At 68.3% G+C, this 20,268-nt stretch carries 17 protein-coding genes and 4 pseudogenes; 6 read left to right on the top strand and 15 right to left on the bottom strand.

The window, feature by feature from the left end:
* Both ACFVH0_RS16945 and ACFVH0_RS16940 read left to right on the top strand, forming a co-directional pair.
* Positions 1–369: pseudogene (locus ACFVH0_RS16945) on the top strand (LysR family transcriptional regulator); the annotation flags it as partial.
* A gap of 316 nt (positions 370–685) precedes the next feature.
* Positions 686–1,351 carry a nitroreductase gene (locus tag ACFVH0_RS16940; protein ID WP_385820844.1) on the top strand — a complete coding sequence of 222 codons (666 nt, stop codon included), beginning with the start codon at positions 686–688 and terminating at the stop codon, positions 1,349–1,351.
* Positions 1,352–2,589: 1,238 nt separating this feature from the next.
* Here ACFVH0_RS16940 and ACFVH0_RS16935 read toward each other — a convergent pair.
* Together ACFVH0_RS16935 and ACFVH0_RS16930 are read right to left on the bottom strand one after the other, a co-directional pair.
* On the bottom strand, positions 2,590–3,519 hold the full coding sequence (locus ACFVH0_RS16935; protein WP_385820842.1) for an NAD(P)H-binding protein: 930 nt from the start codon (positions 3,517–3,519) through the stop codon (positions 2,590–2,592).
* 282 nt (positions 3,520–3,801) lie between these two features.
* Entirely contained in the window at positions 3,802–4,026 is a 225-nt protein-coding gene (locus ACFVH0_RS16930) for a hypothetical protein (RefSeq protein WP_385820840.1), read from the bottom strand.
* Positions 4,027–4,230: 204 nt separating this feature from the next.
* Between ACFVH0_RS16930 and ACFVH0_RS16925 the strand changes: the two genes are divergently transcribed.
* A complete protein-coding gene (locus ACFVH0_RS16925; protein WP_385820861.1) occupies positions 4,231–4,644 on the top strand; it encodes a zinc-binding dehydrogenase in 414 nt (137 codons plus the stop codon).
* Here ACFVH0_RS16925 and ACFVH0_RS16920 read toward each other — a convergent pair.
* Positions 4,601–5,185, bottom strand: a pseudogene (locus tag ACFVH0_RS16920) (alpha/beta fold hydrolase); the annotation flags it as partial. The gene ACFVH0_RS16925 and the pseudogene ACFVH0_RS16920 sit on opposite strands and share 44 nt — an antisense overlap.
* On the opposite strand from ACFVH0_RS16920, the gene ACFVH0_RS16915 reads away from it, so the two are divergent.
* Positions 5,144–5,353, top strand: a complete 210-nt coding sequence (locus ACFVH0_RS16915; RefSeq protein ID WP_385820838.1) for a hypothetical protein — start codon at positions 5,144–5,146, stop codon at positions 5,351–5,353. The pseudogene ACFVH0_RS16920 and the gene ACFVH0_RS16915 overlap by 42 nt on opposite strands.
* Positions 5,354–5,894: 541 nt before the next feature.
* Here ACFVH0_RS16915 and ACFVH0_RS16910 read toward each other — a convergent pair.
* From ACFVH0_RS16910 to ACFVH0_RS16890, 5 genes and pseudogenes are all read right to left on the bottom strand, one after another.
* The gene (locus tag ACFVH0_RS16910) at positions 5,895–6,602 is read right to left on the bottom strand and encodes a hypothetical protein (protein WP_385820836.1); all 708 of its coding nucleotides are present in this window, start codon (positions 6,600–6,602) and stop codon (positions 5,895–5,897) included.
* A gap of 374 nt (positions 6,603–6,976) precedes the next feature.
* Complete coding sequence (locus ACFVH0_RS16905) at positions 6,977–8,341, bottom strand: glutamate decarboxylase (RefSeq protein WP_385820834.1); 1,365 nt, start codon at positions 8,339–8,341, stop codon at positions 6,977–6,979.
* Between the two features lie 291 nt (positions 8,342–8,632).
* Positions 8,633–8,776 (bottom strand): DUF2776 family protein, encoded by a 144-nt coding sequence (locus ACFVH0_RS16900; RefSeq protein WP_385820832.1) that lies wholly within the window; start codon positions 8,774–8,776, stop codon positions 8,633–8,635.
* Between the two features lie 286 nt (positions 8,777–9,062).
* Positions 9,063–9,444: pseudogene (locus ACFVH0_RS16895) on the bottom strand (transcriptional regulator); the annotation flags it as partial.
* A gap of 214 nt (positions 9,445–9,658) precedes the next feature.
* Positions 9,659–10,018 carry a hypothetical protein gene (locus ACFVH0_RS16890; RefSeq protein ID WP_385820830.1) on the bottom strand — a complete coding sequence of 120 codons (360 nt, stop codon included), beginning with the start codon at positions 10,016–10,018 and terminating at the stop codon, positions 9,659–9,661.
* Positions 10,019–10,180: 162 nt separating this feature from the next.
* Between ACFVH0_RS16890 and ACFVH0_RS16885 the strand changes: the two genes are divergently transcribed.
* Positions 10,181–11,013 (top strand): IS5 family transposase gene (locus tag ACFVH0_RS16885; protein ID WP_385820828.1). Its coding sequence is split into 2 segments (ribosomal slippage): positions 10,181–10,529 and positions 10,529–11,013, totalling 834 coding nucleotides; the frame shifts between segments, so codons are not numbered across the junction.
* Here ACFVH0_RS16885 and ACFVH0_RS16880 read toward each other — a convergent pair.
* Together ACFVH0_RS16880 and ACFVH0_RS16875 are read right to left on the bottom strand one after the other, a co-directional pair.
* On the bottom strand, positions 11,010–11,354 hold the full coding sequence (locus tag ACFVH0_RS16880; RefSeq protein WP_385820859.1) for a DUF2750 domain-containing protein: 345 nt from the start codon (positions 11,352–11,354) through the stop codon (positions 11,010–11,012). The genes ACFVH0_RS16885 and ACFVH0_RS16880 overlap by 4 nt on opposite strands.
* Positions 11,355–11,435: 81 nt before the next feature.
* Positions 11,436–12,198 (bottom strand): annotated as a pseudogene (locus tag ACFVH0_RS16875) (transposase); the annotation flags it as partial.
* A 93-nt stretch (positions 12,199–12,291) separates the two neighbouring features.
* Here ACFVH0_RS16875 and ACFVH0_RS16870 point away from each other — a divergent pair.
* The gene (locus ACFVH0_RS16870; protein ID WP_385820826.1) at positions 12,292–12,843 is read left to right on the top strand and encodes a hypothetical protein; all 552 of its coding nucleotides are present in this window, start codon (positions 12,292–12,294) and stop codon (positions 12,841–12,843) included.
* A 351-nt stretch (positions 12,844–13,194) separates the two neighbouring features.
* Here ACFVH0_RS16870 and ACFVH0_RS16865 read toward each other — a convergent pair whose 3' ends face one another.
* From ACFVH0_RS16865 to ACFVH0_RS16845, 5 genes are all read right to left on the bottom strand, one after another.
* Entirely contained in the window at positions 13,195–15,696 is a 2,502-nt protein-coding gene (locus ACFVH0_RS16865) for an ATP-binding protein (protein WP_385820824.1), read from the bottom strand.
* Positions 15,693–16,109 carry a hypothetical protein gene (locus tag ACFVH0_RS16860; RefSeq protein WP_385820822.1) on the bottom strand — a complete coding sequence of 139 codons (417 nt, stop codon included), beginning with the start codon at positions 16,107–16,109 and terminating at the stop codon, positions 15,693–15,695. Before ACFVH0_RS16860 ends, ACFVH0_RS16865 begins: the two co-directional genes overlap by 4 nt.
* A 252-nt stretch (positions 16,110–16,361) precedes the next feature.
* Positions 16,362–17,378 carry a DUF4158 domain-containing protein gene (locus ACFVH0_RS16855; RefSeq protein WP_385820820.1) on the bottom strand — a complete coding sequence of 339 codons (1,017 nt, stop codon included), beginning with the start codon at positions 17,376–17,378 and terminating at the stop codon, positions 16,362–16,364.
* 459 nt (positions 17,379–17,837) lie between these two features.
* Positions 17,838–19,055 (bottom strand): cytochrome P450, encoded by a 1,218-nt coding sequence (locus ACFVH0_RS16850; protein ID WP_385820818.1) that lies wholly within the window; start codon positions 19,053–19,055, stop codon positions 17,838–17,840.
* Positions 19,036–20,268 (bottom strand): acyltransferase family protein, encoded by a 1,233-nt coding sequence (locus ACFVH0_RS16845; RefSeq protein WP_385820816.1) that lies wholly within the window; start codon positions 20,266–20,268, stop codon positions 19,036–19,038. The genes ACFVH0_RS16850 and ACFVH0_RS16845 overlap by 20 nt, the downstream gene beginning before the upstream one ends.

The following is a 20,268-nucleotide window of genomic DNA, read 5'->3' as shown; positions in this document are numbered from 1 at the left end:
CCGATCCCCTACTCGATCGTCCGGGCCACGCAGTTCATGGAGTTCATCGACGCCGTCCTGTCCTGGACCACCGACGGCGACACCGTCCGGCTGCCCGCCACTCCGATCCAGCCGATCGCCGCCGGGGACGTGGCCGAAGCGGTGGCGGAGGTCGCCGCGGGCGCCCCGCTGAACGGCAGGCGCAACATCGCCGGCCCCGAGGTCTTCAGCCTGGACGAACTGGGCCGGATCACCCTCTCCCGCAAGGGCGACGACCGCACCGTAGTCACCGACCCCACCGCCGGCATGTTCGCCGCCGTCAAGGGCGACGTCCTCACCGACAAGAACGCCCACCTCGCCCCCACCCACTACGCCGACTGGCTCTCCTGACCCGCTCGCCTCCCGCATGTCCTGTCCCAGCCAGCCCGGCAGTCTTTCCGTTGCGCACGCCGGGCGTCGCGCCTTGAGCCGGACGTGGATCCTGCTGCGGTCCCCCGATCCCAGGTCAGGCGGAGGGCGGGAGACTCGCATGCAGCCATCCGGCCCCGACGGAATAGACGCGCCACGCCTCTCGGGGTGGGACGGGCCAGCGGACGCCGCAACGGTCGGCCGCCGGCATGGTGCTGGATGCGCCGATGCCGGTGGTCCCAGCGGTCCCGGATTGTCACTGAGCGGACAGGTGGAAAGATGAGGGAGGCAGATGATCTTGGATGTCTATGAGGCGGTCACGAGCCGACGGGCGGTACGCGGGTTCAGCGACCGGCCCGTTACGAGGCAGGTGCTGGAGCGGGTCCTGTCCGCCGCGGCTTGGGCACCGTCCGGATCGAACGTCCAGCCGTGGTACACCTACGTGGTGACCGGTGAGCCGCTGGCCGAGCTCAAGAGGCGCGCCGGTGAGCGCGTGGCGGCAGCCGACACCTGGGACGAGCGGGAGTACGAGATGTACCCGCCCGCACTGAAGTCTCCGTACCATGAGCGCCGATCCGCCTTCGGCCATGAGCGCTACAGCGCACTTGGTATTGAGCGCGAGGACTGGGAGGCGCGCCAGCGGGCTGCTGCCGCGAACTGGGACTGTTTCGGCGCGCCCGCCGCCCTGTTCTGCTACATCGACCGCGACATGGGCCGGCCTCAATGGTCCGACGTCGGCATGTATCTGCAGACCGTCATGCTGCTGCTGCGCGCCGAGGGGCTGCACAGTTGCCCGCAGATGGCGTGGTCGGTGTATCGCAAGACCGTCGCGGAGATCCTGTCACCACCGGACGAACTCATGCTCTTCTGCGGCATGTCGATCGGGTTCGAGGACGCCACGGTGGGTTATACCCGTACGGGCCGGGCGCCGCTCGACGAGACCGTCACGTTCGTCGAGGGGTAGATTGGCGACTGCATGACGATCACGGTCGGCCGGGACGCCATCCTGATCGGCGACGACACCGGGTTCCTGACCTGATCGCGAACTCACACCCCTGAACTTCCAACTGATCAGCAGGCCCTTCTGCGTGAGCGGATGGCAGAGAACGAGTCGCCATGAGGCGGGTCGCACCTCAGATCCGGACTCACCCACCACAGCCCCACCAGGACTTCGCACCGGGCAGGCGGACTCTTTCGAACGTCTCGTCCTCGCTGGTGGCTGCGCGAGCAACAGGAGATTCACCGGGCTTTGGGCGACCGAGGATCCGGCCCTCCAGGTCAGCTGACACTGCCGAACCACCAGCGCTTGGTGGGCAGCGCCTACATGGGTGCTGCCCACCGGGCGATCCGACACCCCAGGATGAAACGCAATCCACAGGATGAAACATCGGACGAAAACGACCTGTCGGTCAGGCTCCCGTGTGCCGGGCCGCGCATCCTGAGCGTCCCGCGACAGACGGCTCGGTCCAACCTCAGCGGCTGTACGGGGCAGTTGCTGTCGGCCGTGCACCTGCCTGTGTGTCGAGGAGTTGGGAAACGGGGCCAGGGCTCGCGGTCAGGCATGACGGTCACCTGGTGCTTGACCAGCTCCGCTGCGAGGGCCGTGAGGTCCTCCGGTGCCAGAGGGTGTGCTGCCCTGGCTGGCTCGGGACGGCGAGCATCGCCCTGTCGGCCCTCGACGAGCACCTGCACGGCCCTTGGGATTTGCGGCGCCAGTAGGCGCGTTTGCCTTCGGTGGCCATCGGCAAGGCCGGGAAGTCATGTGGGGGAAGCGCCGCTGACAGTCCGTCCGGTTCTGATAGAAGAGCGCGTTCACGACTCCCAGGACCCGGGATCTCCGGTCGCCGACCGTGCCACCCTGTCCTGCTTCCACGCCGTGATCGGCGGCTGATGATGCCCTGGAGAGGCAGAACCGGTCCAAGGTCGGCCTTGGTCCCGGCGACTGCTTGGAGGCGCGCCCGCCTCACGCCGTCGGCGGGAGGCGGTACGGACGGACGAGAAGCGGTCGATGGCTCGGAACGGGGCACGTTGCCCTCCTGGGATCGGCCGAAGCAACGACCCCCCGCGCAGACCGGTCACTCATTCCGGTTTCGAGATCGACACCTGTACCCGTGCAGCGGCCGGACCCGTGCATGATGGCCGGCCGACGCCCCCAGCGGTCAGCCCGCGAGACGCTCGACAGCACACGACGGGGAAGCGGTTTCAGGAGCTGAACAGGCTGGAATTCTTACGGACGAATTCAGCCACCCCTGAAGGAGGTCGTCCGGTGACCTGCTCGACGCCTTCTGCCTTGCGGTCGTATCGGTTCTCCGCGTGAAGGCGTCCCATGGTGGTGATGTGCTGGAAGACGTGGTCGGGCAGCCCCAGCGGCCGCAGATCGTGGTCGACCCATTCCCGCAGGGGAACGTCGGTGTACGTAACCGGTCGGCCCAGAACTGTGGAGACCTCCGCCGCCATGGCGGCGACGTCCTCCGAGCGCGGGCCGGTCAGCTCGTAGGTCCTGCCGATGTGCGGGGCCGGGTCGGCCAGGATCTCCTCCACGACCGCGGCGACGTCGCCGGCCGCCACAGGGGAGGTTTTCGCCCGGCCGAAGGGCAGTCTGATGGTTCCGTACTTCGCGACCGAGGAGAAGCCGACCCGGAACAGGGGATTTTCCATGAACACGGTGGGCCTGACCTGGACAACGGGCAGGTCCGACCAGTCGAGAACCTGCTCCACCAACCACTGCTGCCGCTGCTGCACGGACTCGAAGGTGCTGGTAAGGCCCATCTCGGCGACTGTCAACTGGGACATGTTCACGAACGCTTCCAGGCCTCCGTAAGCACGCGCGACGGCCGCCGCCGTCACGGCAGCCTGCAGATACTGCGCCGACACACCCATGCCGAAATACATGCGTGCACAGCCTTCCAGGGCATCGGCGATGTCGCCCGCGCGCGTCAGGTCTCCGACGACGACCTCAGCGCCGGTCGCGCGCAGCGCCTGCGCCCGCTCGTCGTCCCGACGCACCATGGCCCGGACGGGCAGGTCCCGTTGTCGAAGCCCTTCGACCACGGATCGTCCGACGGCACCGACACTGCCCGCTGCGCCCGTCACCAGGATGGGCGGCACTCCGACTTCTCGGGTGCGGTTCATAGGGGCAGCCTGCGGTCCGCACGACTGCGACGCAACCGGAGCCCGACGAACCTCGGACGCAGGCTCTATCAGTCGCATGCCCGCGCCTTGGAGACGCGATACGGCCGGTCGGCGACTCGCTGCACCGGTTCGGAGTCGAACGGTGGCCTTGAGGAGCGGAAGAGCACAAGGCTGGGGGCTCGAACCGCTCCGAGTCCTCGTCCGAGACCGGCTCCCGGTACTCGCGCAGGTCCTGCAACACCGCCAGCACAGACAGCCCCCGCCTCCTCACCTTCGACCGCACTACAGACACGCCGTACGGGATCGCGAGGGGTCCTGCAGCGGGCCCTCGACCGCCGACGGGCCGTGCTTCGCCCGGGTGTCGGGGCCACTGCTGACCGGCAGCTCGTTCACGTTCCACCAGGCTGCGGGCCGGACAAGGTTCTTCCGGCTGTACGCCGAGAACGCGGCGCACCAGCTCACCGGCTCGGCGATCCTCACCATCACCACCCTGAGAAAGCCCGGCATACGACTGGTCCCGAAGTCGACCCGCGACGATGTAGTGGACGCGCTGCACTGGCCAGATTCCGGACCCTGTCGTCGCTATCCCCGACCAGTTGTACGGCGGCGGCAGTCACCCAGTGCCGCGTACAAGCTCATGCGCAGGGTGGAGTGCGAGATCACGTGCAGGGGCAGGGTGCCAGGCGCCGTACAGGGTGAAGAGTCAGTGCCCTGGGCTGGGGCACGCACAGCATCGCCCCGTTCTCCTTCTGCGGCGCCACCTACCCGGGGGGCTTCACCCTGCTGCCCACGCACGGTGAAATCCTGCGGGAAGTCATTGCCCTCGTCGATAGCGGGACACTCAAGCCCGTCCTTGATCCCCGCCATTTCGCGCTGGACACCGTCATCGACGCTCACGCCGCAGCGGAGACTGGTCGACCACCGGCGGAGTCGTCGTCGACATCGAGGCGTGTTTCCCCGGGCCGTGCAGGACGGGTTGTATCGGCCGGCCCTGCTGATCGGGGGCCAGAGCCACAGGGGCCGAGTGGGCACACCCGGGGCGGGCCCCACGCGCGATCCGCCGCCGTTGGCCCGTCGGCCAACTGCGAAGGAGGGCCGGCAGGTCGGCGTCGAACGTGTCCTTGAAGGCAGCTACCATCGACAGTCCGTGCGGGCCCCCTTCGTACACCGTGAACTTCGCGCCCTTGATGATCTTCGACGACTTCTCGTCGGCGGCCACGATCGGGACGATCTGGTCGTCGCTGCCGTGCACGATCCGGGTCGGAATGTCGAAACGCTTCAGATCCTCCGTCGGGTCGGTCTCGGAGAACGCTTTGACGCAGTCGTGGGCGCCCTTGATGTCTGACTGCATCGACCAGAGCCAGAACGCGTCGCGGGTGCCCTGCGACATCTGGGAACCCGGTCGGTTGGCGCCGTAGAAGGGCGCGCTGAGGTCTTCGTAGAACTGCGAGCGGTCGGTGGCGACGCCTTGGCGGATCTCGTCGAACACCTTGAGGGGCAGGCCCTCGGGATTGGCGTCGGTCTTCAGCACCGGCGGAGGGATCGCGCCGAGCAGGACAGCCTTGGCAACCCGGCCGGTGCCGTACTTGCCGATGGAGCGGGTCACCTCGCCACCGCCGGTGGAGTGACCGACGAGGACGATGTCGCGCAGGTCGAGGAGCTGCGCGCGGCCGGTCGCCCCGTCCCCTCGGCGGCCGGCGCGATGACCGAGGCCCGGCAGGATCAGCTGGATGCGATCGATCCGGGGTGGTACCCGGTATGGGACACCGGGCGGCCACGGCGGACTGGGGGCGGCCGGGGTGTGGGCGACGCCGAGCAGCCGGGACGCCCGTGACCGGCTGACGCCGGGCCCACCCCTCTTGGAGCTCCCGCCCCGCCGACCACGTATTCCTCACTCAGCGACCAACCAGTCCCCACTGCTTGTCCAACACCAGCGTCCGGCCATCGCTGCTCAACACCCCATAGAAGCAACCGAACCGGCCCGGCCCACAGCGCCCAAAACCGGACACCGGACTGAGAACCGCCCCGGACACAGAAGCGAGAACTCCCACACGGACACCTGTGCCACCTCGGTCCTCTCTCGCAAGACGCACGCGATCCCCGCCGGGCCGGACGTGCGTGCAGGCTCCGAACACGTGGAACCCGGCGGTCGACATGACCGGGTTGCGACCGACGCCTCCCCGGTCACGCCGTGACTGCCTCGACCCTGATGCGAAGGCCCACCGCTGTCCACACATAGCGCGCAGCTCCACGTCCCGAGGGGGCGGCACACCGTACGGCGCTCCCATGGGCGGACCGCACCCACTGACGATGTCGTCCCGCATTGCCAAAACACTCGTGACCCCATCGGTCACGGTCTTCCGGGCTTGGCGGGTTCAGGCGAGGACGTTGACGGCTCGGGCGATGATGAGTCCGAGGATGACCAGGGAGACGAGGGACTGGATGGCCATGACGATCTTGGCCCAAGGGGCCAGAGGCATGACGTCGGTAGGGCTGAACGCAGTGGAATTGGTCAACCCGAGGTAGAGGTAGTCGATGTAGCGGGGACGCCAGTGCGCGGGTCTCACTTCGGGGCTGAGGTGTTGGGGAAAGGCAAGGTCGGGGGTGGTGGGCATGTGATGGGCTCGGGCCGCTGCTCCGCCGCTGTCGAGTTCGAAGTACAGCAGGGAGAACGTGAGGACGCTGGAGATCCACACGCTGCCGCCGGCCTGCAGCAGGGCATCGGCGGAGTTGGTCTCTGTGCCACCGTGGATGAGATCGTCGATCAATTGAGCGGTCGACCAGATGGCGCCGCATGCCAACACACTGACCAGGGCGATCGATACCCCGCGCATGGCAGCCGAGCGGCGGCTGATCCGAACCGGGTCGCCCGCGATCAGCGCCACCAGGAGCAGTCCTTCGGCGAGAGGGAGCGCCCAGCGGGGCCCCAGCCGCAGCTCGTCGGGCAGCAGCAGGGTCAGCACCGCGGCGGCGATGACGGCTCCGGCCATCGGCCAGCGGGCCTCGGCGTACGCCGCCTGGCGCGGCTCCGGCCCGTGCGGACTGCTCGGATCGCCGGGATCGGTGGGATGACGTCCTGTCATGTTCGGCTGCCGCGCGTGGTGTCGTCATGCCCACTGGACAGGGGGCCGTCCGGCATTTCCTCACCCCAGTCTCCTCGGGGGCCGGGCGGCGCGTCCGCCCGCTCCGCCACTGAACGTACCTCGAAGCCAGGCGGGGGCACCTTCTGCCGGGGGCGTGTCCCGTACCCGACCGACGCGGGCCTGTCCGCCCCTGGTCCGGCCACCTCTTCTGGACCGCCCGCCCGGCGCACGTGCCGATACCCCGGCCACTCCCGGCTCAGAATGCCGAGGACCTCCCCGCCGACGCGGGGGCGTTCCGTTCCAGGCCGCGCTGACCGTCCATGCCGAGGCGTCACACTCAACCGCCTCCACCCTGGGGTGCCGGGTTGGGGGCGTCAGTAGCCGGTGCCGCGCTTGACCTGCGCCCGCTCGATCTCTGTGGTCGCACCCTTGTGATCCAAGGTGCTGCACGCGTCGGCGATGTCCTGGGTCAGGCGGTCGATCTGGTCACGGCTCAGGGTCTCCTTGACCAGGGCACGCAGGATCTTCACCCTCTCCGCGTTGGGAGGGAGCGTGTACGCCGGTACCATCCAGCCGCGTTCGGCCGAGAGCTGCCAGGCGACGTCGGACTCGTCGTAGGCGTGCTTACCGGCGAGGCGGAAGGCGACCAGCGGCAGCTGCTCGAGGTCGCTGCCGATCACTTCGAAGCGGCCGCTGCTGCGCAGGTTGTCCGCCAGCGCGCGGGCGTTCTCCTGCATCGTCTTCATGACGTAGGTGTAGCCCTGGCGACCCAGCCGCACGAAGTTGTAGTACTGGGCGAGCACCATCGCCGCACCGGTCGAAAAGTTCAGTGTGAACGTCGCGTCGGTCTTGCCCAGGTAGTTCTCGTGGAACACGAGGTTCTTGGGCAGGTCGGACTCCTCGCGGAAGACCAGCCAGCCGATGCCGGGATAGACCAGGCCGTACTTGTGTCCCGAGACGTTGATCGAGCGAACCTGCTCGAGCCGGAAGTCCCATTTCGAGTCCGGGTAGAGGAAGGGCCACACGAAGCCGCCGCTGGCTCCGTCGACGTGGATCGGGATGTCGAGGTCCCGCTCCTTGCGGACCTCCCGCAGGAGCTTGTCGATCCCGACGACGTCGTCCTTGTGGCCGGTGAACGTGGTGCCGAGGACGGCGACGACGCCGATCGTGTTCCCGTCGAGGTGGGCCTTCACATCTTCCGGGCCGATCGTGTACTTGCCCTCGGCAAGCGGCACGATCCGCGGCTCGACGTCGAAGTAGCGGCAGAACTTCTCCCACACGACGTGGACGTCGCCGCCGAAGACCAGGTTGGGCCGGTCGACCGACAGGTTGGCCGCCTGGCGGCGCTCCCGCCACTTCCACTTCAGCGACAGCGCGCCGAGCATGATCGCCTCGGACGAACCCTGTGTCCGGCATCCGGTGGTCTTGCCCGGTGCGTGGAAGAGGTCGGCGAGCATGCGCACACAGCGCTGCTCGATCTCGGCGGAGATGGGGTACTCCGCGTGATCGATGAAGTTCCGGTGGAGGTTCTCGGCGATGATCCGTTGCGCCTCCGGCTCCATCCAGGTGGTGACAAACGTGGCGAGGTTGCGCTGCGGATCGCCCTCCATGACAAGATCCTCATCCAGCAGCCTCATGGCGTCCGTCGCCGTCATGCCCTCCTCGGGGAAGGTCTTCGAGGGAGCGGGCACGGTCAGGAACCGGTTGCCGAACAGGGCCGCGACGTCTCTCTTGGTCATGGCGACGATTCAAACAGTTCCGGAGTCTGCCCCGGCGAATAACACGCCGAGGCAGAACAACCAGCCTCGGCCTCCGTCATATCCATCGATATTGTCGCAGCGGATATCTACGCGGTCACCCTTATCCTGGGTCGCTCGCGACCCTCAATCGCCAGCGAGGTTTCTGCGATCTGGAATTCGGAATTGGCGGCGCTACCGAGACTGGGAAAAGGCCAAGTCCGAGATGAAGGTCGGGCAAGGTTTCCGATATCCCGCGCCATGTGCGACCGAAGAAGAACTTTGATTTGGGGGTCAACAGCTCTCCCAGCTCACGAGCGCCCATGCGGCTATGAAAACGCTTGAGTCGACCACCACTGGTTGGACCACGAACGCCGCCAAGAAGAGACAGGTGAGTGCCGTGAGAATCGGGAGCGAGGGTTGACGTCCCTCCGCCATTCCATGAATTCACGGTCGCGGCCATGGACAAATTTCAGCAGATCACCGAGTGCCGATCATCGGCTTACTGTGAAGGCAGCGAATCGGGGAGCCCGAGTAGCATGAGCCTGGTCAGCCGGAAGGCCATGCGAAGTCCAGTGGACTCACCACCCGTTGTCACGCGGCGGTCAGGTTGCGCATTCCGGCGATGATTCCCGACAAGCCCAGGGCTCTGTCGGACACCTCATGAACGCAGCCAGAGTCGAATGGAGGCCATAGTGACGGTGCCATGGAACACAACGGAGATCGACCGCATGAGCGGGTGGATTTCCACCCTGGTCCCGCGCCCGTCACAGCTGAGACGGGCCAGGAGATGCTTGGCAACGTTGCGGCGGCGCACCCGTCCGGTAGGCGGCGTCGATGCGTTCCAGGTTGGCCCTCGACGGCCGGCGCTTGCCCTCCAGCCACGCCTGCAGGGTCCGGTCGGTCATCGTCAGGCCGGCGTCCTTGGCCGCGGCGCGGCTGTGGTCGGTCTTCGTCAGGTAGTGCAGGCGGGCCATCAGGCCACGCTTCACGGTGACCGGGGTGACGATGCCGCCCGCGAGGTCATCGAGCCGCCGCATGACGGCGTCGCTCCCATTGATACCCCGGGCGCCGAACTTCCCGAAGTCAATGGCGCTCTCCGGCACTTCACACTCTTTCTGCCGAACTCCGGTGGTGGCGTTCAGTCTCAGAGCCCGGCGGCGGCTCCGACGGAGGCGCTGCCTGCGACGATGCGCTGGTGAGCCATGACAGGCACGTAGGCACTCCTCCGCTCACCTGCTGCCGGTCGGGTCTCCCCCAGACCCACGTACGCCCGGCTCTGCGACTGCCCCACTACGCCGGGGCAGTCGCAGGGCCGCCTCATATCCCGGTGGTTTGCGGCTCAGGCCGGCGGCCCCTGTTGGACACCACGGCGCAGACCGCGAAGGTCACACCGAGCAGACCGAAGATGATCGCCAAGTTGCCCTTCGCCTGGATGGCGGCCTGCCGTGCTGCAGTCTCCCTTTCCCAGAGCGCCGCGCCCTGTTGATTGGCCGACTGGTACTGGAAGAGGCACTTCATGTACGGCTGAGTGGGTGCGGCGTCGCGTTCTGCTTCGCAGCGGGGGTCCTCGAAAAGAATCGACGTGCCGCCGTGTTCGCCCTGTGGCTCATCTGCCACCTTGGAGGCCGCGTCCAACGCGACCGCCGACAAGATCACTGCCGTGATCATGCTGATCATGGCCACGACGATGCACAAGACGGCTCCGGCACTACGCCCTTGGGATGTCATGCCCTGGAGAGTAACGACACGCATAAACCACCGCCCCACCAACCGCACTCAGAACTCCTAACGAAATGATCTCCAAGGTGGTTGGATCACCCCGGGACTGATGATCCGGGGGTGCGGGGTGGCACGCCGAAGCCGTGGAACGTCGATGACGAGTTGTGGGCGGTGATCGAGCCGCTGTTGCCCCAGGTCGAGCGTCGGACCCGGCATCCCGGGCGCAAGCGGCATCCGGACCGGCTGGTGTTCCAGGGCAGCTTGTTCGTGCTGCATACGGGGATCACCTGGGAACACCTGCCGCAGGAACTCGGCTTCGGCTCGGGCATGACCTGCTCGCGTCGCCTGGCGGAGTGGACCGAGGCCGGAGCATGGCCCCGGCTGCACGAGGTCCTCCTGGCCAAACTCCGCAGCGTGAACGCCCTGGACTTCTCCCGGGCGGCAGTCGACGGCTCCCACATCCGCGCGCCAAAGGGGGATCCAAGACCGGACGAAGCCCAGTGGACCGGGGCAGGACGGGCAGCAAGCACCACCTGATCACCGACGCCACCGGCATCCCGCTGACAGCCACCTTGACTGGTGGCAACCGCAACGACGTCACCCAGCTGATTCCACTGCTCCGATCCGTGCCGCCGGCGCGCGGGCGCCGGGGCCGGCACCGGCGCCGCCCTGACGCAGTGCTAGGTGACCGAGGCTACGACCACGACAAGTACCGCCGCCTGGTCTGGGATCTCGGCGTGAAGCCGCTGATCGCCCGCCGCGGCATCGAGCACGGCTCCGGCCTGGGCGCCCAACACTCGCTCATGCAGCGCGCGTTCGCTCACCTTCACCGGTTCCGCCGCCTACGGATCCGCTGGGAGATACGCGACGACATCCACGAAGCCTTCCTCGCTCTCGGATGCGCTCCGATCTGTTGGCGGCGGCGCTCTGTGTTGAGCGGCGCCGCTGGCTAATCACCCGCTGCGAGTCGGTTGAGAACTTCCACCGGGGTGAAGCTCCAGCCGACGAGGCGCGGTCCGCTCCAGTTGATGCCGATCATGTATCCCTCGCGGGCAGCATCAGGCAGATCGCGATCGCGCCAGGCTTCCAGGGGCATGGACTCAACACGTAGCCCGTGCCCCCAGATCTCCGCCGCCCGCTGAGCGCGGGCCGTGGTCGACCAGTAGGGAAGACTTCGCGTGCCATCCGCGGAGAGGGGAGCCGGGCTTCCCTCGTCATCCCGGACGAACCAGACCACTCCGCTCTGGCGGGCCTCTCGGAAGAACGCTGCCGCTTGCGAACCACTCTGACTCATGCCACGGGAGCCTAAGGGGTGTCCCGTAAAAATCTTGGAGTCGCCTCGGGCATAGCGGGCCACCGTGCTACCTGCGACCTGTCCGGCGACGGCGAGGTTGTGCATGCGGGCGATGCCGAGCATGGCCTGGTGGACGCCTTCACCTTTGAGGCGCCAGTCGCGAAGGATCTTCCAGGTCTTCATACGCGCGAAGACGTGCTCGACACGGGCTCGGACCTGCTTGTGGGACTTGTCCTGGTCTTCCTCCCAGTCCGGGAGGTCGCTCTGGCCGCACTGTCGGCGGTGCGGGACGACGAGGCCGGTGCCCGGGTAGCCGCCGTCGGCAATCGTGGTGGTCCTGCCGACGGCGGCCTTGGCACCGGATTCCTCCCATGCCTCGCAGTCGTTGCGGTTCCCGGCGAGCGGCCGGCCGACCTCGACGACCAGGCGGGTGTCGGCATCGATGACGACCTGGTGGTCGGTGGAGTACCGGTAGTTCTTCGAACGCTCGGCGATGGTGTGGTCTCGGGTGGGGACCAGTGTGCCGTCCACGATGAGCACGGTGCCCTTGGCGAACCGCTTGCGGGGCTGGAGCGCAAGAAGGGGGCCGAGGTGGTTGATGACTCGGTTAGCCGTGGACTTCGAGACGCCGAGCAGCGGAGCGAGCTGCCGCAACGTCAGGGGTACGCCAATAGGCCGTGAGCAACACCCGGTCCTCCAACGGCAGACTCCACGGCCGGCCTCGGCGGACCACATCAGCTCCATCGCGCCGCAGCGTGGTCAGAAGTTCGCCGAAGCAGCGCGGGCTCAGCCCCACGAACGGGGTTATCCAGGACGGCTCCGATGCCGTGATCACACTCGCCACATCGTGATCATCACTCAGGTCGGCCCTATGCCGAGACAATCCCACAGCTACGCTGATCGGGGCAGTCCACAGCGAGCAAGACCGGGGGAAGCCGTGAACCAACCGCTGCTGTTCCTCGACGTGGACGGGCCGCTCAACCCTTATGCGGCCCAGCCGGAGAGGCGTCCCGACGGCTGCACCACACTCAGAGTTCCCCGGAGCGGCGCCCATGAGGACGACAGGGGCCTTTCGTCCCGACGGCGCCCCCTACGTGTCTGGCTCAACCCGGAGCACGGACGAATCCTGCTCCAGCTCGGCTTCGAGCTGTGCTGGGCCACCACATGGATGGACGACGCCAACCGGTGGATCGCACCGGTCCTCGGCCTTCCGGAACTTCCCTTCGTCGACTTCGGCGACGCCCTGCTCCAAGAACGCCCTGATGGAGTCCACTGGAAGACCGGACCGCTGGTGAAGTACGCCAACGGCCGCCCTTTTGCCTGGGTGGACGACGAGCAGAGCGAGCTGGATCAGACGTACGTGACCGCCCACCATCAAGGGCCCGGGCTCCTGCACCATGTCAACCCGCGGACCGGCCTACGGGAGAACGACTTCCACACGCTCGCCGACTTCGCTGGTTCCCTGGGCACCTCACGAACCATCGACTGAGCACCTCGCCAGCTCTTCAGGTTGCTCCGTACTCGGAGCCAAGATCTTTGCGGGACAGCCCTTGGCGCTGCACCAGGCCCCGCCGGATCAGCCACGGATACGGGCGGTCGACCATGGCCTTGCCGCCGGTCTCCTCCAGCCGGCCGGTGACCGGTCGGCCAACAGCCGCTGCGCCGTGTCCGGTCGCATCGGCAGACCCTTCAGCCGGGACGGCTCACCTTCGCCGCCGCCTCGACCTGGTCCTGCCGCCGGCCGCTCCCACAGCCCCGCGACCAGCCCCAGAACCACTCGTCGGCGCGACGGCTTCGGTGCGCCTCAAAGCAGGGCAAGCTCTCCAATGCTCACCAATGCTCACCGATTCGTGAACGGGAGCCTCTTGGAGTGTTCGGCTTGGAGCTGCGCCAGGTACTCGGCGGCGGAGGTGGCTTCGGGGACGCCGATACGGCGGTAGATGCTCACCGCCTGACGGAGATCGGCGAGGGCAGCGTGGTGGTCGCTGGTGCGTGCGATGCCTTCAAGGGCGTGGGCCTCATCCAGCGGGCTCATGGCCTGGCGTGCCACGTCCAGGGCCTGTCGGTACGTCACAAGCGCCCGCTGCGGTACAGCGGACTTGGCCAGGAGATCACCGGTGCTGTTGAGTACCTCGGCCTCACCCTGGACGTTGCCCGCCTCCTGGAACAGGATCAACGACTGATGCAGGAGGTCACCCGCAGCCGCATGGTTCCCGGTTATGGTCCGTGTCCGGCCCAGCTCCCACAGAGCGGTGGCTTCGCCGTTGCGGTCGCCGAGGAAACGGTGAAGTTCCAGCGCCCGCCGGCCCAGGTCAGCCGCCGCTGCATAATCCTTCATCAGGTTCCGTACCCGGGCCAAAGCGCACAGGGCGTATGCCTCGCCGAGGCGGTTGCCGAGAGAACAGTAGAGATCCAGCGCCTGCTGGCCCAGGTCGGCCGCAGCCGCATAGTTCCCGGTCACGGTCCGTATCCGGCCCAGCTCCCACAGAGCGGTGGCTTCGCCGTTGCGGTGGCTGCGGGCGCGGGAGAGGTCCAGCGCCTGCTGGGTCAGGTCGGCCGCAGCCGCATAGTTCCCGGTTACGGTTTGTATCCGGCCCAGGGCCCACAGGGCGTAGGCTTCGCCGAGGCGGTCGCCGAGGGAGCAGTAAAGCTTCAGCGCCCGCCGGCCCAGGTCGGTCGCTGCCGCATAGTCCCCAGTCTCGTGCCGTAGCCAGCCCAGTGCCCACAGGTTGCCTGCTTCGCCGGGGCGATCGCCCAGGGAACGGTAGAGCTCCAGCGCCCGCTGGTTCAGGTCAGCCGCCGCCCTACAGTCCCCCATGTAATACCGCAGCCAGCCCAGTGCCCACAGAGCGCCTGCTTCGCCGTGGCGGTCATGGATGTGCTGTGCGGCGGTGACGGCGGTCTGGTGGAGGGCGATGGCCTCGTCCCATGGGCCTTGCAGGCGCAGGAAGGACGCCAGTGCGGCGGTGAGGTGAATGGCGCGGGAGTGCTGTGCGGTGGCGGTGGTGTGGTGGATGCAAGCGATGAGGTTGGCGCGTTCGGTGCGCATCCAAGCCAGAGCCTGCTGGTGGGTGGGCAGGTCAGGTGTGGCGGCCGCGGCAGCGCCGATGGTCCGGATGGTGGGGCTGGGGGCGTTGGCGAAGTGTCGGTCGGCGCTCTGGGCGGTGTGCTGGTAGTACGCCAGCAGGCGGCCGATGCCGGCGTCGCCGTCGTCTGCCGGGTCCTGCTCGGCAAGGGTGCGGGAGTAGGCGTGGATGAGGTCGTGCAGGCGGTAACGACCGGTTGCTGGGGAGTCGATGAGGTGGCTCTCGTAGAGGGCTTCCAGATCGCGGCGGGCCTGAGTGAGGGAGATGCCCGCGAGGGCGGCGGTGGCGTAGGCATCGGTATCGGTGCCCGGGTGCAGGCCCAGGCGGCGGAAGAGGCGCTGCCGCTCCGGTGGCAGACCGTGGTAGGAGGTGTCGAAAGCGGCGGCCACGGCGCGGTCGCTGGTGGCGAGTTCGCCCAGCCGGTCGCGGGTGGCGGCGAATTCCTCGGCGAACTCGGCCAGGTTCCAATGGGGGTGGTGTGCGAGGCGGCCGGCGAGCAGGGCGATGGCCAGTGGCAGGCAGCCGCACAGCTCCACGAGGGCGGCGACGGCCTCGGACTCGGCGCTGGTGGTGTGGGGGCGGTGGATCAAACGAGTGAACAGCAGTGCCGCGTCCGCGGGTGAGAGGGTGCCCACCGGCAGGGGGGTGGCACCGTCCAGGGCGGCGAGGCGGCGTCGGCTGGTGACCAGGGCCAGGCAGCCCTTGGCCCCGGGTAGCAGAGGTTCGACTTGTGCGTGGCCGGACGCATCGTCCAGGACCAGCAGCATGCGCTTGCCGGTGAGCCGGTCACGCCACAGCCCGGCACGAGCGTCCAGGCCGTCGGGGATGATGCGGGGGTCGACGCCGACACTGATCAGCAGCGCGGCCAGGACATCGGCGGGGTCGGCCGGACGGTGGCCGGGAGTGTGGCCGTGCAGGCGGACAAACAGCTGCCCGTCGGGGAAGCTGCTGCTCAACTGATGGGCGACGTGAACCGCGAGGGCGGTCTTGCCGACCCCTGGCATGCCGTCGATGGTGTGGATGACCACCGCACCGGACGGCTGGGCTGCGCCTGCAAGCCGCTCGACCTCGGCTTGGCGTCCGGTGAAGCCCGGCACGTCACGCGGCAAGGTCCGTAGCGCGGTGACCGGCGCGGGCGCCATCTCGTGGACGAGGTACTGATCCCGCCCGGCCACGTAGGCGTGTGCGCTGTCCTCGGCACGAGCCTCGATCCGTACCCAGGCTGTCGAGTCGTTGTCTTCAATGGGGGAGGTCATGAGCCGGTGATGTGCTGGTCGCGACCCGCCATGTACACCCGCGCATGGTCCCGGGCCTCCGCCTTCATGACGATCGACTGGACGCCGCGCTGTTCGTCTGGGGGCAGCGCCGGCGCGAGGTGCTCTTCCAGCAGACGCCGCAGTTCGCCGACCCCCGAAGGTTCATCCACGTGCAGATGCTGGAGCCGCAGACGCCACACGCCGGTGAGCGCCTCCTCGATGTCGTGGTCTTGCTGTTCACGGGCATTGAGGATGCCGGCGTGCAGCGTTCCCAGCTCGGCTGCGATCTCGTCCGCCTGCTCGGGATGGAGACGGCGCCACAGAGCTGTCGTAGCTGTTCTGACCTGCTGCCAGGAGTCCGCTGCCATCGCACTCACCAGCGCCGTCCCAGTCGCTGACACGATCGGGTCCATGCCATCCCCTCTTGCAGGAGAACACCGGACAATAACCCTACGAGCACGGAGGGCGTAGGGAGTCGTTGCTCCGGCCATATCGAGCCTTTCCAGGGAAGGGTCTGCTGGGCGGCTGCCGTCCGCGAGACCCTCACCTGAAGGTCCGCTCCCGTGCCGGTTCTGTCTTGTCCACCGCCGAACACCTCCGGGGCGGGCGGCAGGCGCGGGCCGGGCACGGCGGCTGCTGCGGCGAGATGGAGGCGGGTGTCCATATCAAGGTTCACCTCCCCACAAGGGTGGACATGGGACCAGAAGAGCGGGGTCAGGCCGCACCGGTCGCACGTCCAGCAGTTTCATCAGCCCGCGCCGGTAGTGGTTGGTGTACGACGCCTTCAGCGTCGTCTGCACCGTGCGCCGGTAGACCGGACCGCGGCTCTTGAACTCGTGCAGCAGCGCGGCCAGCAAGGTCACCCGCAGCGGTACCGGATGCGTCCGCAGGTGGGAAGGCGACTCCACCGCGGCCCGCGCACGCCATCCGGCCACGACCTTCGGCGCGACGTCGATGAACAGATCCCGTGGCAGGCCGATCGCCCGCACCGCCAGGAGCTTGTCGATCTCGGTGAGCATCGTCTCCAGGTTCACGTTGCCCGACGCTTCCTTGACCTTCGCCGGCACCGGCGGTGCGTCCTCAACCTCCGCGCCGCCGCCCGCAGGTCCGGCGTCGTCCTGGTCGGCACCGGCCGCCAGAGCCACGATCCGCTCGGTGCTCTCTGCGGTCGGCCGGGAGGAGATCAGGGCCGTCAGCGACTTCTCAGCCGCCCGCAGAGCAGCCGCCACGATGCGATCGCACCGGTCCGGCGTGGGCGGCTCGATGCTCCCTGCGCGGCAGCGCGCCAGCAGTTCCACCCGGACCTGCTCGGACCTGCGTTCCTTGTGCGCGACGCGCTCGGCCAGATACGCCGTCAGCTTCTCCGCGTCCGCGACACTGCACTCGCTGAAGCCGAGGTGCTCCCGGATCTGCGCGCGGTGGTACTCGACCGTACGGCCCGTCCAGTCGTAGGACTCCAGCTCCGAGGCGAGAACCTGCACCTGCCGGGCGACGAACTCCACGGCCTCACCGGGCAGCTCTGCCCGGTTCCGGGGAGACCGGCCGTACTGCGTGTAGAACTTCAACGGCACGGCGAAGCCCAGTCGCGTCGCACCACGCTTGCCGGACACGAGCGCCTGCTCGTCCTTCAGCGGCGTCCAGTGTTCGACCAGCTCGTCCAGGTCCAACGGAGTACGGGCCACGATCGCTGATCGTCCCCGCAGAGCCTCACTCACCGCAGCCGTACGGCCCTGGACTCACCCACACGGGTGACGCTCTCGGAATATCACCGCCGTGTGCGGCTGGTGACACGGTTCTTACCAGCACCCCGCGTACCGGGACCGCATCGAGCGGTCCGTGCCCTTCGCCGGCCGCGTTGTGACGAACGTACGCAACGTCGAACGGCTCCTGGGGCAGGCCGACCCGGCCGTGCACCACGGGCAGGGCATGACCTCCGTGTGGCGGGCCGCGACAGCCGCCTGCCGGAAGGCCGAACTCGCTCCCGGCCTGCCCGGCGCCGACGCACCGGATCAAGCCGAGTGCCGGTCCACGCGGACGGAGGGCGGAGGGGCTGGATCCGGCCAGAGGGGAACGCGGGAGGACGAGGCCGCCGGTGCCCGTGGCCGCCGGCGGGTGCCGCAAGGCCCTCGGAGCCCCGGACGTCACCAGACGACCGGCAGGCTCCGCAGGCCGAACACGATGTCGTTGTGCTTGAAGGCGGACTCCGCCAACGGCTCGGCCGGCCGTAGCCCCGGCATGCGGCGCAACAGGCTGGTCAGCGCGATCTGCAGCTCGATCCGGGCCAGTTGCTGACCGATGCACTGGTGCGGACCGAAACCGAACGCCAGGTGCGTGCGGGACGGTCGGCGCAGGCCGATGGTGTCGGGGGCCGTGAACACGGCCTCGTCCCGGTTGCCGGACGGGATCGCGGCGACCAGCCAGCTTCCCGCCGCCACCGCGGTAGCGCCGACGGTGACGTCCTCGGTGGCGTACCGCAGCAGCCCGAACTGGATCACGGACAGGTAGCGCAGCAGTTCCTCCACAGCGGTGCCGATGGTGTCCGGGGCTGCGCGCAGCGCGGCCGTCCGTTCCTGGTCCGCCATCAGCACGAGGGCGCTGAGCGCGATCATGTTGGCGGTCGACTCGTGCCCGGCGACCAGGAGCAGTACGCCGAGCGTGGCCAGCTCCGGTACGGTCGGCGGCCGGTCGGTCGCCTTGCCGCGGACGATCAGCCGGCTCAGCAGGTCGTCCTGCGGCTCGGCCAGGCGTCGGGTGATCAGTTCGCCGAGGTAGCCCTCCAGCCGCCGGGTGGCCGCGTCGCGGGTGGCCTCGTCGGCGTCGAAGCCGATCAGCACCTCGCTGTCGCGCTGGAAGGCCCCGTGGTCTTCGTAGGGCACGCCGAGCAGCTCGCAGATCACCAGCGACGGGATCGGCAGCGCGAAGTCCCGTACCAGGTCGGCGCTCGACCCGGCGAGCATCGCGTCGATGTGCCGGTCGGTGATCCGCTGGACGGACGGTCGCAGCGCCTCCATCCGTCGCATGGTGAACTCGCCGATCAGGAGCCGTCGCAGCCGTGCGTGCTCTTCGCCGTCCAGCTGGATCATCGAGCCCGGGGACGGATCGCGCCCGTCGTAGGAGGGCAGCATGTGCATCGATCCCGCGCCGCGGGAGCTCAGCCGGGGATCCGTGAGCACGCTCCGGATGTCCTCGTAGCGGCTGACCAGCCATGCGTCCATCCCGGCCGGGCAGCGCACCGGGGACACGGGCGAGTGGGCGCGCAGCCGGGCGTAGGTCTCGTCGGGGTCGAAGGGGCGGGAATCCGGCCGGGTGACCGGGAATTCGGGGACTTCGGACGCCGGGTCAGGGCGGGGTTTCGTCATGGGTGACGGCTCCAGGATGACGGAGGGAGCGCGCATCGCGCCGACGCGTACGGGGCCGGCTCTCCTCGTGGACCGAGATGGGTCCGGCGCGACGGCCGCGTGGCCGGCTGAAGCGTCGGACCGCCGGGCGTTCGACCAGCGTGTAGAGGGCCGCCGCGAGGGCGAGGCTGATGGCGGCGGTGAGCAGGATGTGCACCAGCCTCGTCGACGGGTCGGCGGTCACCGCTTCACCCGTGGCGTGCACGCCGTCGATCGGGCCGTACTGGATGACGAGGTAGTGCACGAGGTAGAGGGCGAACGAGATCTCGCCGAGCCACACCATGGTCCGACCGCTGAAGGGCGTGCGCGCGGTGCGTACGTCGGCGGCGGCGCCCGCCGCGATCAGCAGGGCGAGTGCGGACGCGGTCGGTCCGGCGCAGAGTCGGAACACGCCGGGCAGGTGGGACTGGACCACCACGCAGGCGATCGTGAGGAGGAACGCCGGCGTCATGCCCAGGCGGATCCACCTCCCCGAGATCACGATGCGCGCCATCAGGATGCCGAGGACGAATTCGAGAATCCTGGTGAAGGGCAGGCTGTAGGCGAACCAGGACTGCAACTCGGCGATCGCCGGATCCCATGAGGTGGCCGGCCGCGTCGGTAGCGCCAGGGCGGCGAACGGGACGGCGATGATCGCGAGGGCGACGCCCGCCGCCCACGACCACAACCTCGGTGGCCGGATGCGCCCGATGAGGCGGATGAGCCAGGGGAACGCGAGATAGAAGACCAACTCGCAGCCGAGGGTCCAACTCGGCACGTTGATTCCGGTCAGCCCGCCGAGGGCGTCGAAGTTGGGAATCCAGGGCTCGATCAGCAGCAGCGGCGGAATCGTGTTGATCGCCATGATCGGCACGCCCGCCGCGGCCATCAGCGCCACGGTGGCCGCGAAGGTCACCAGGTGATTCGGAAAGATCTTCACCAGGCGTCGGCGCCAGAACAGTCCGGCGGTGTCGTTCGGGTCGGCGACCCAGGTGAGGATGAAGCCGCTGAGCACGAAGAAGAACGCCACCCCGACCGGCCCGAGGGTCGTGATCAGGTACGGCAGACCGGGGTGTATCGATCCGACGATCTGACCGGCCAGATGGGATACCAGCACGGCGAACGCCGCGATGAACCGCATACCGGTCAACGACGGCAGGCGGCTCGGACGAGCGGACGGTTCCGGCGTCTGCAT

Origin of the sequence: Streptomyces sp. NPDC127117, assembly GCF_042677325.1 — a bacterium.
Lineage (GTDB): Bacteria > Actinomycetota > Actinomycetes > Streptomycetales > Streptomycetaceae > Streptomyces.
This window is presented reverse-complemented; position numbering and strand designations above follow the sequence as displayed.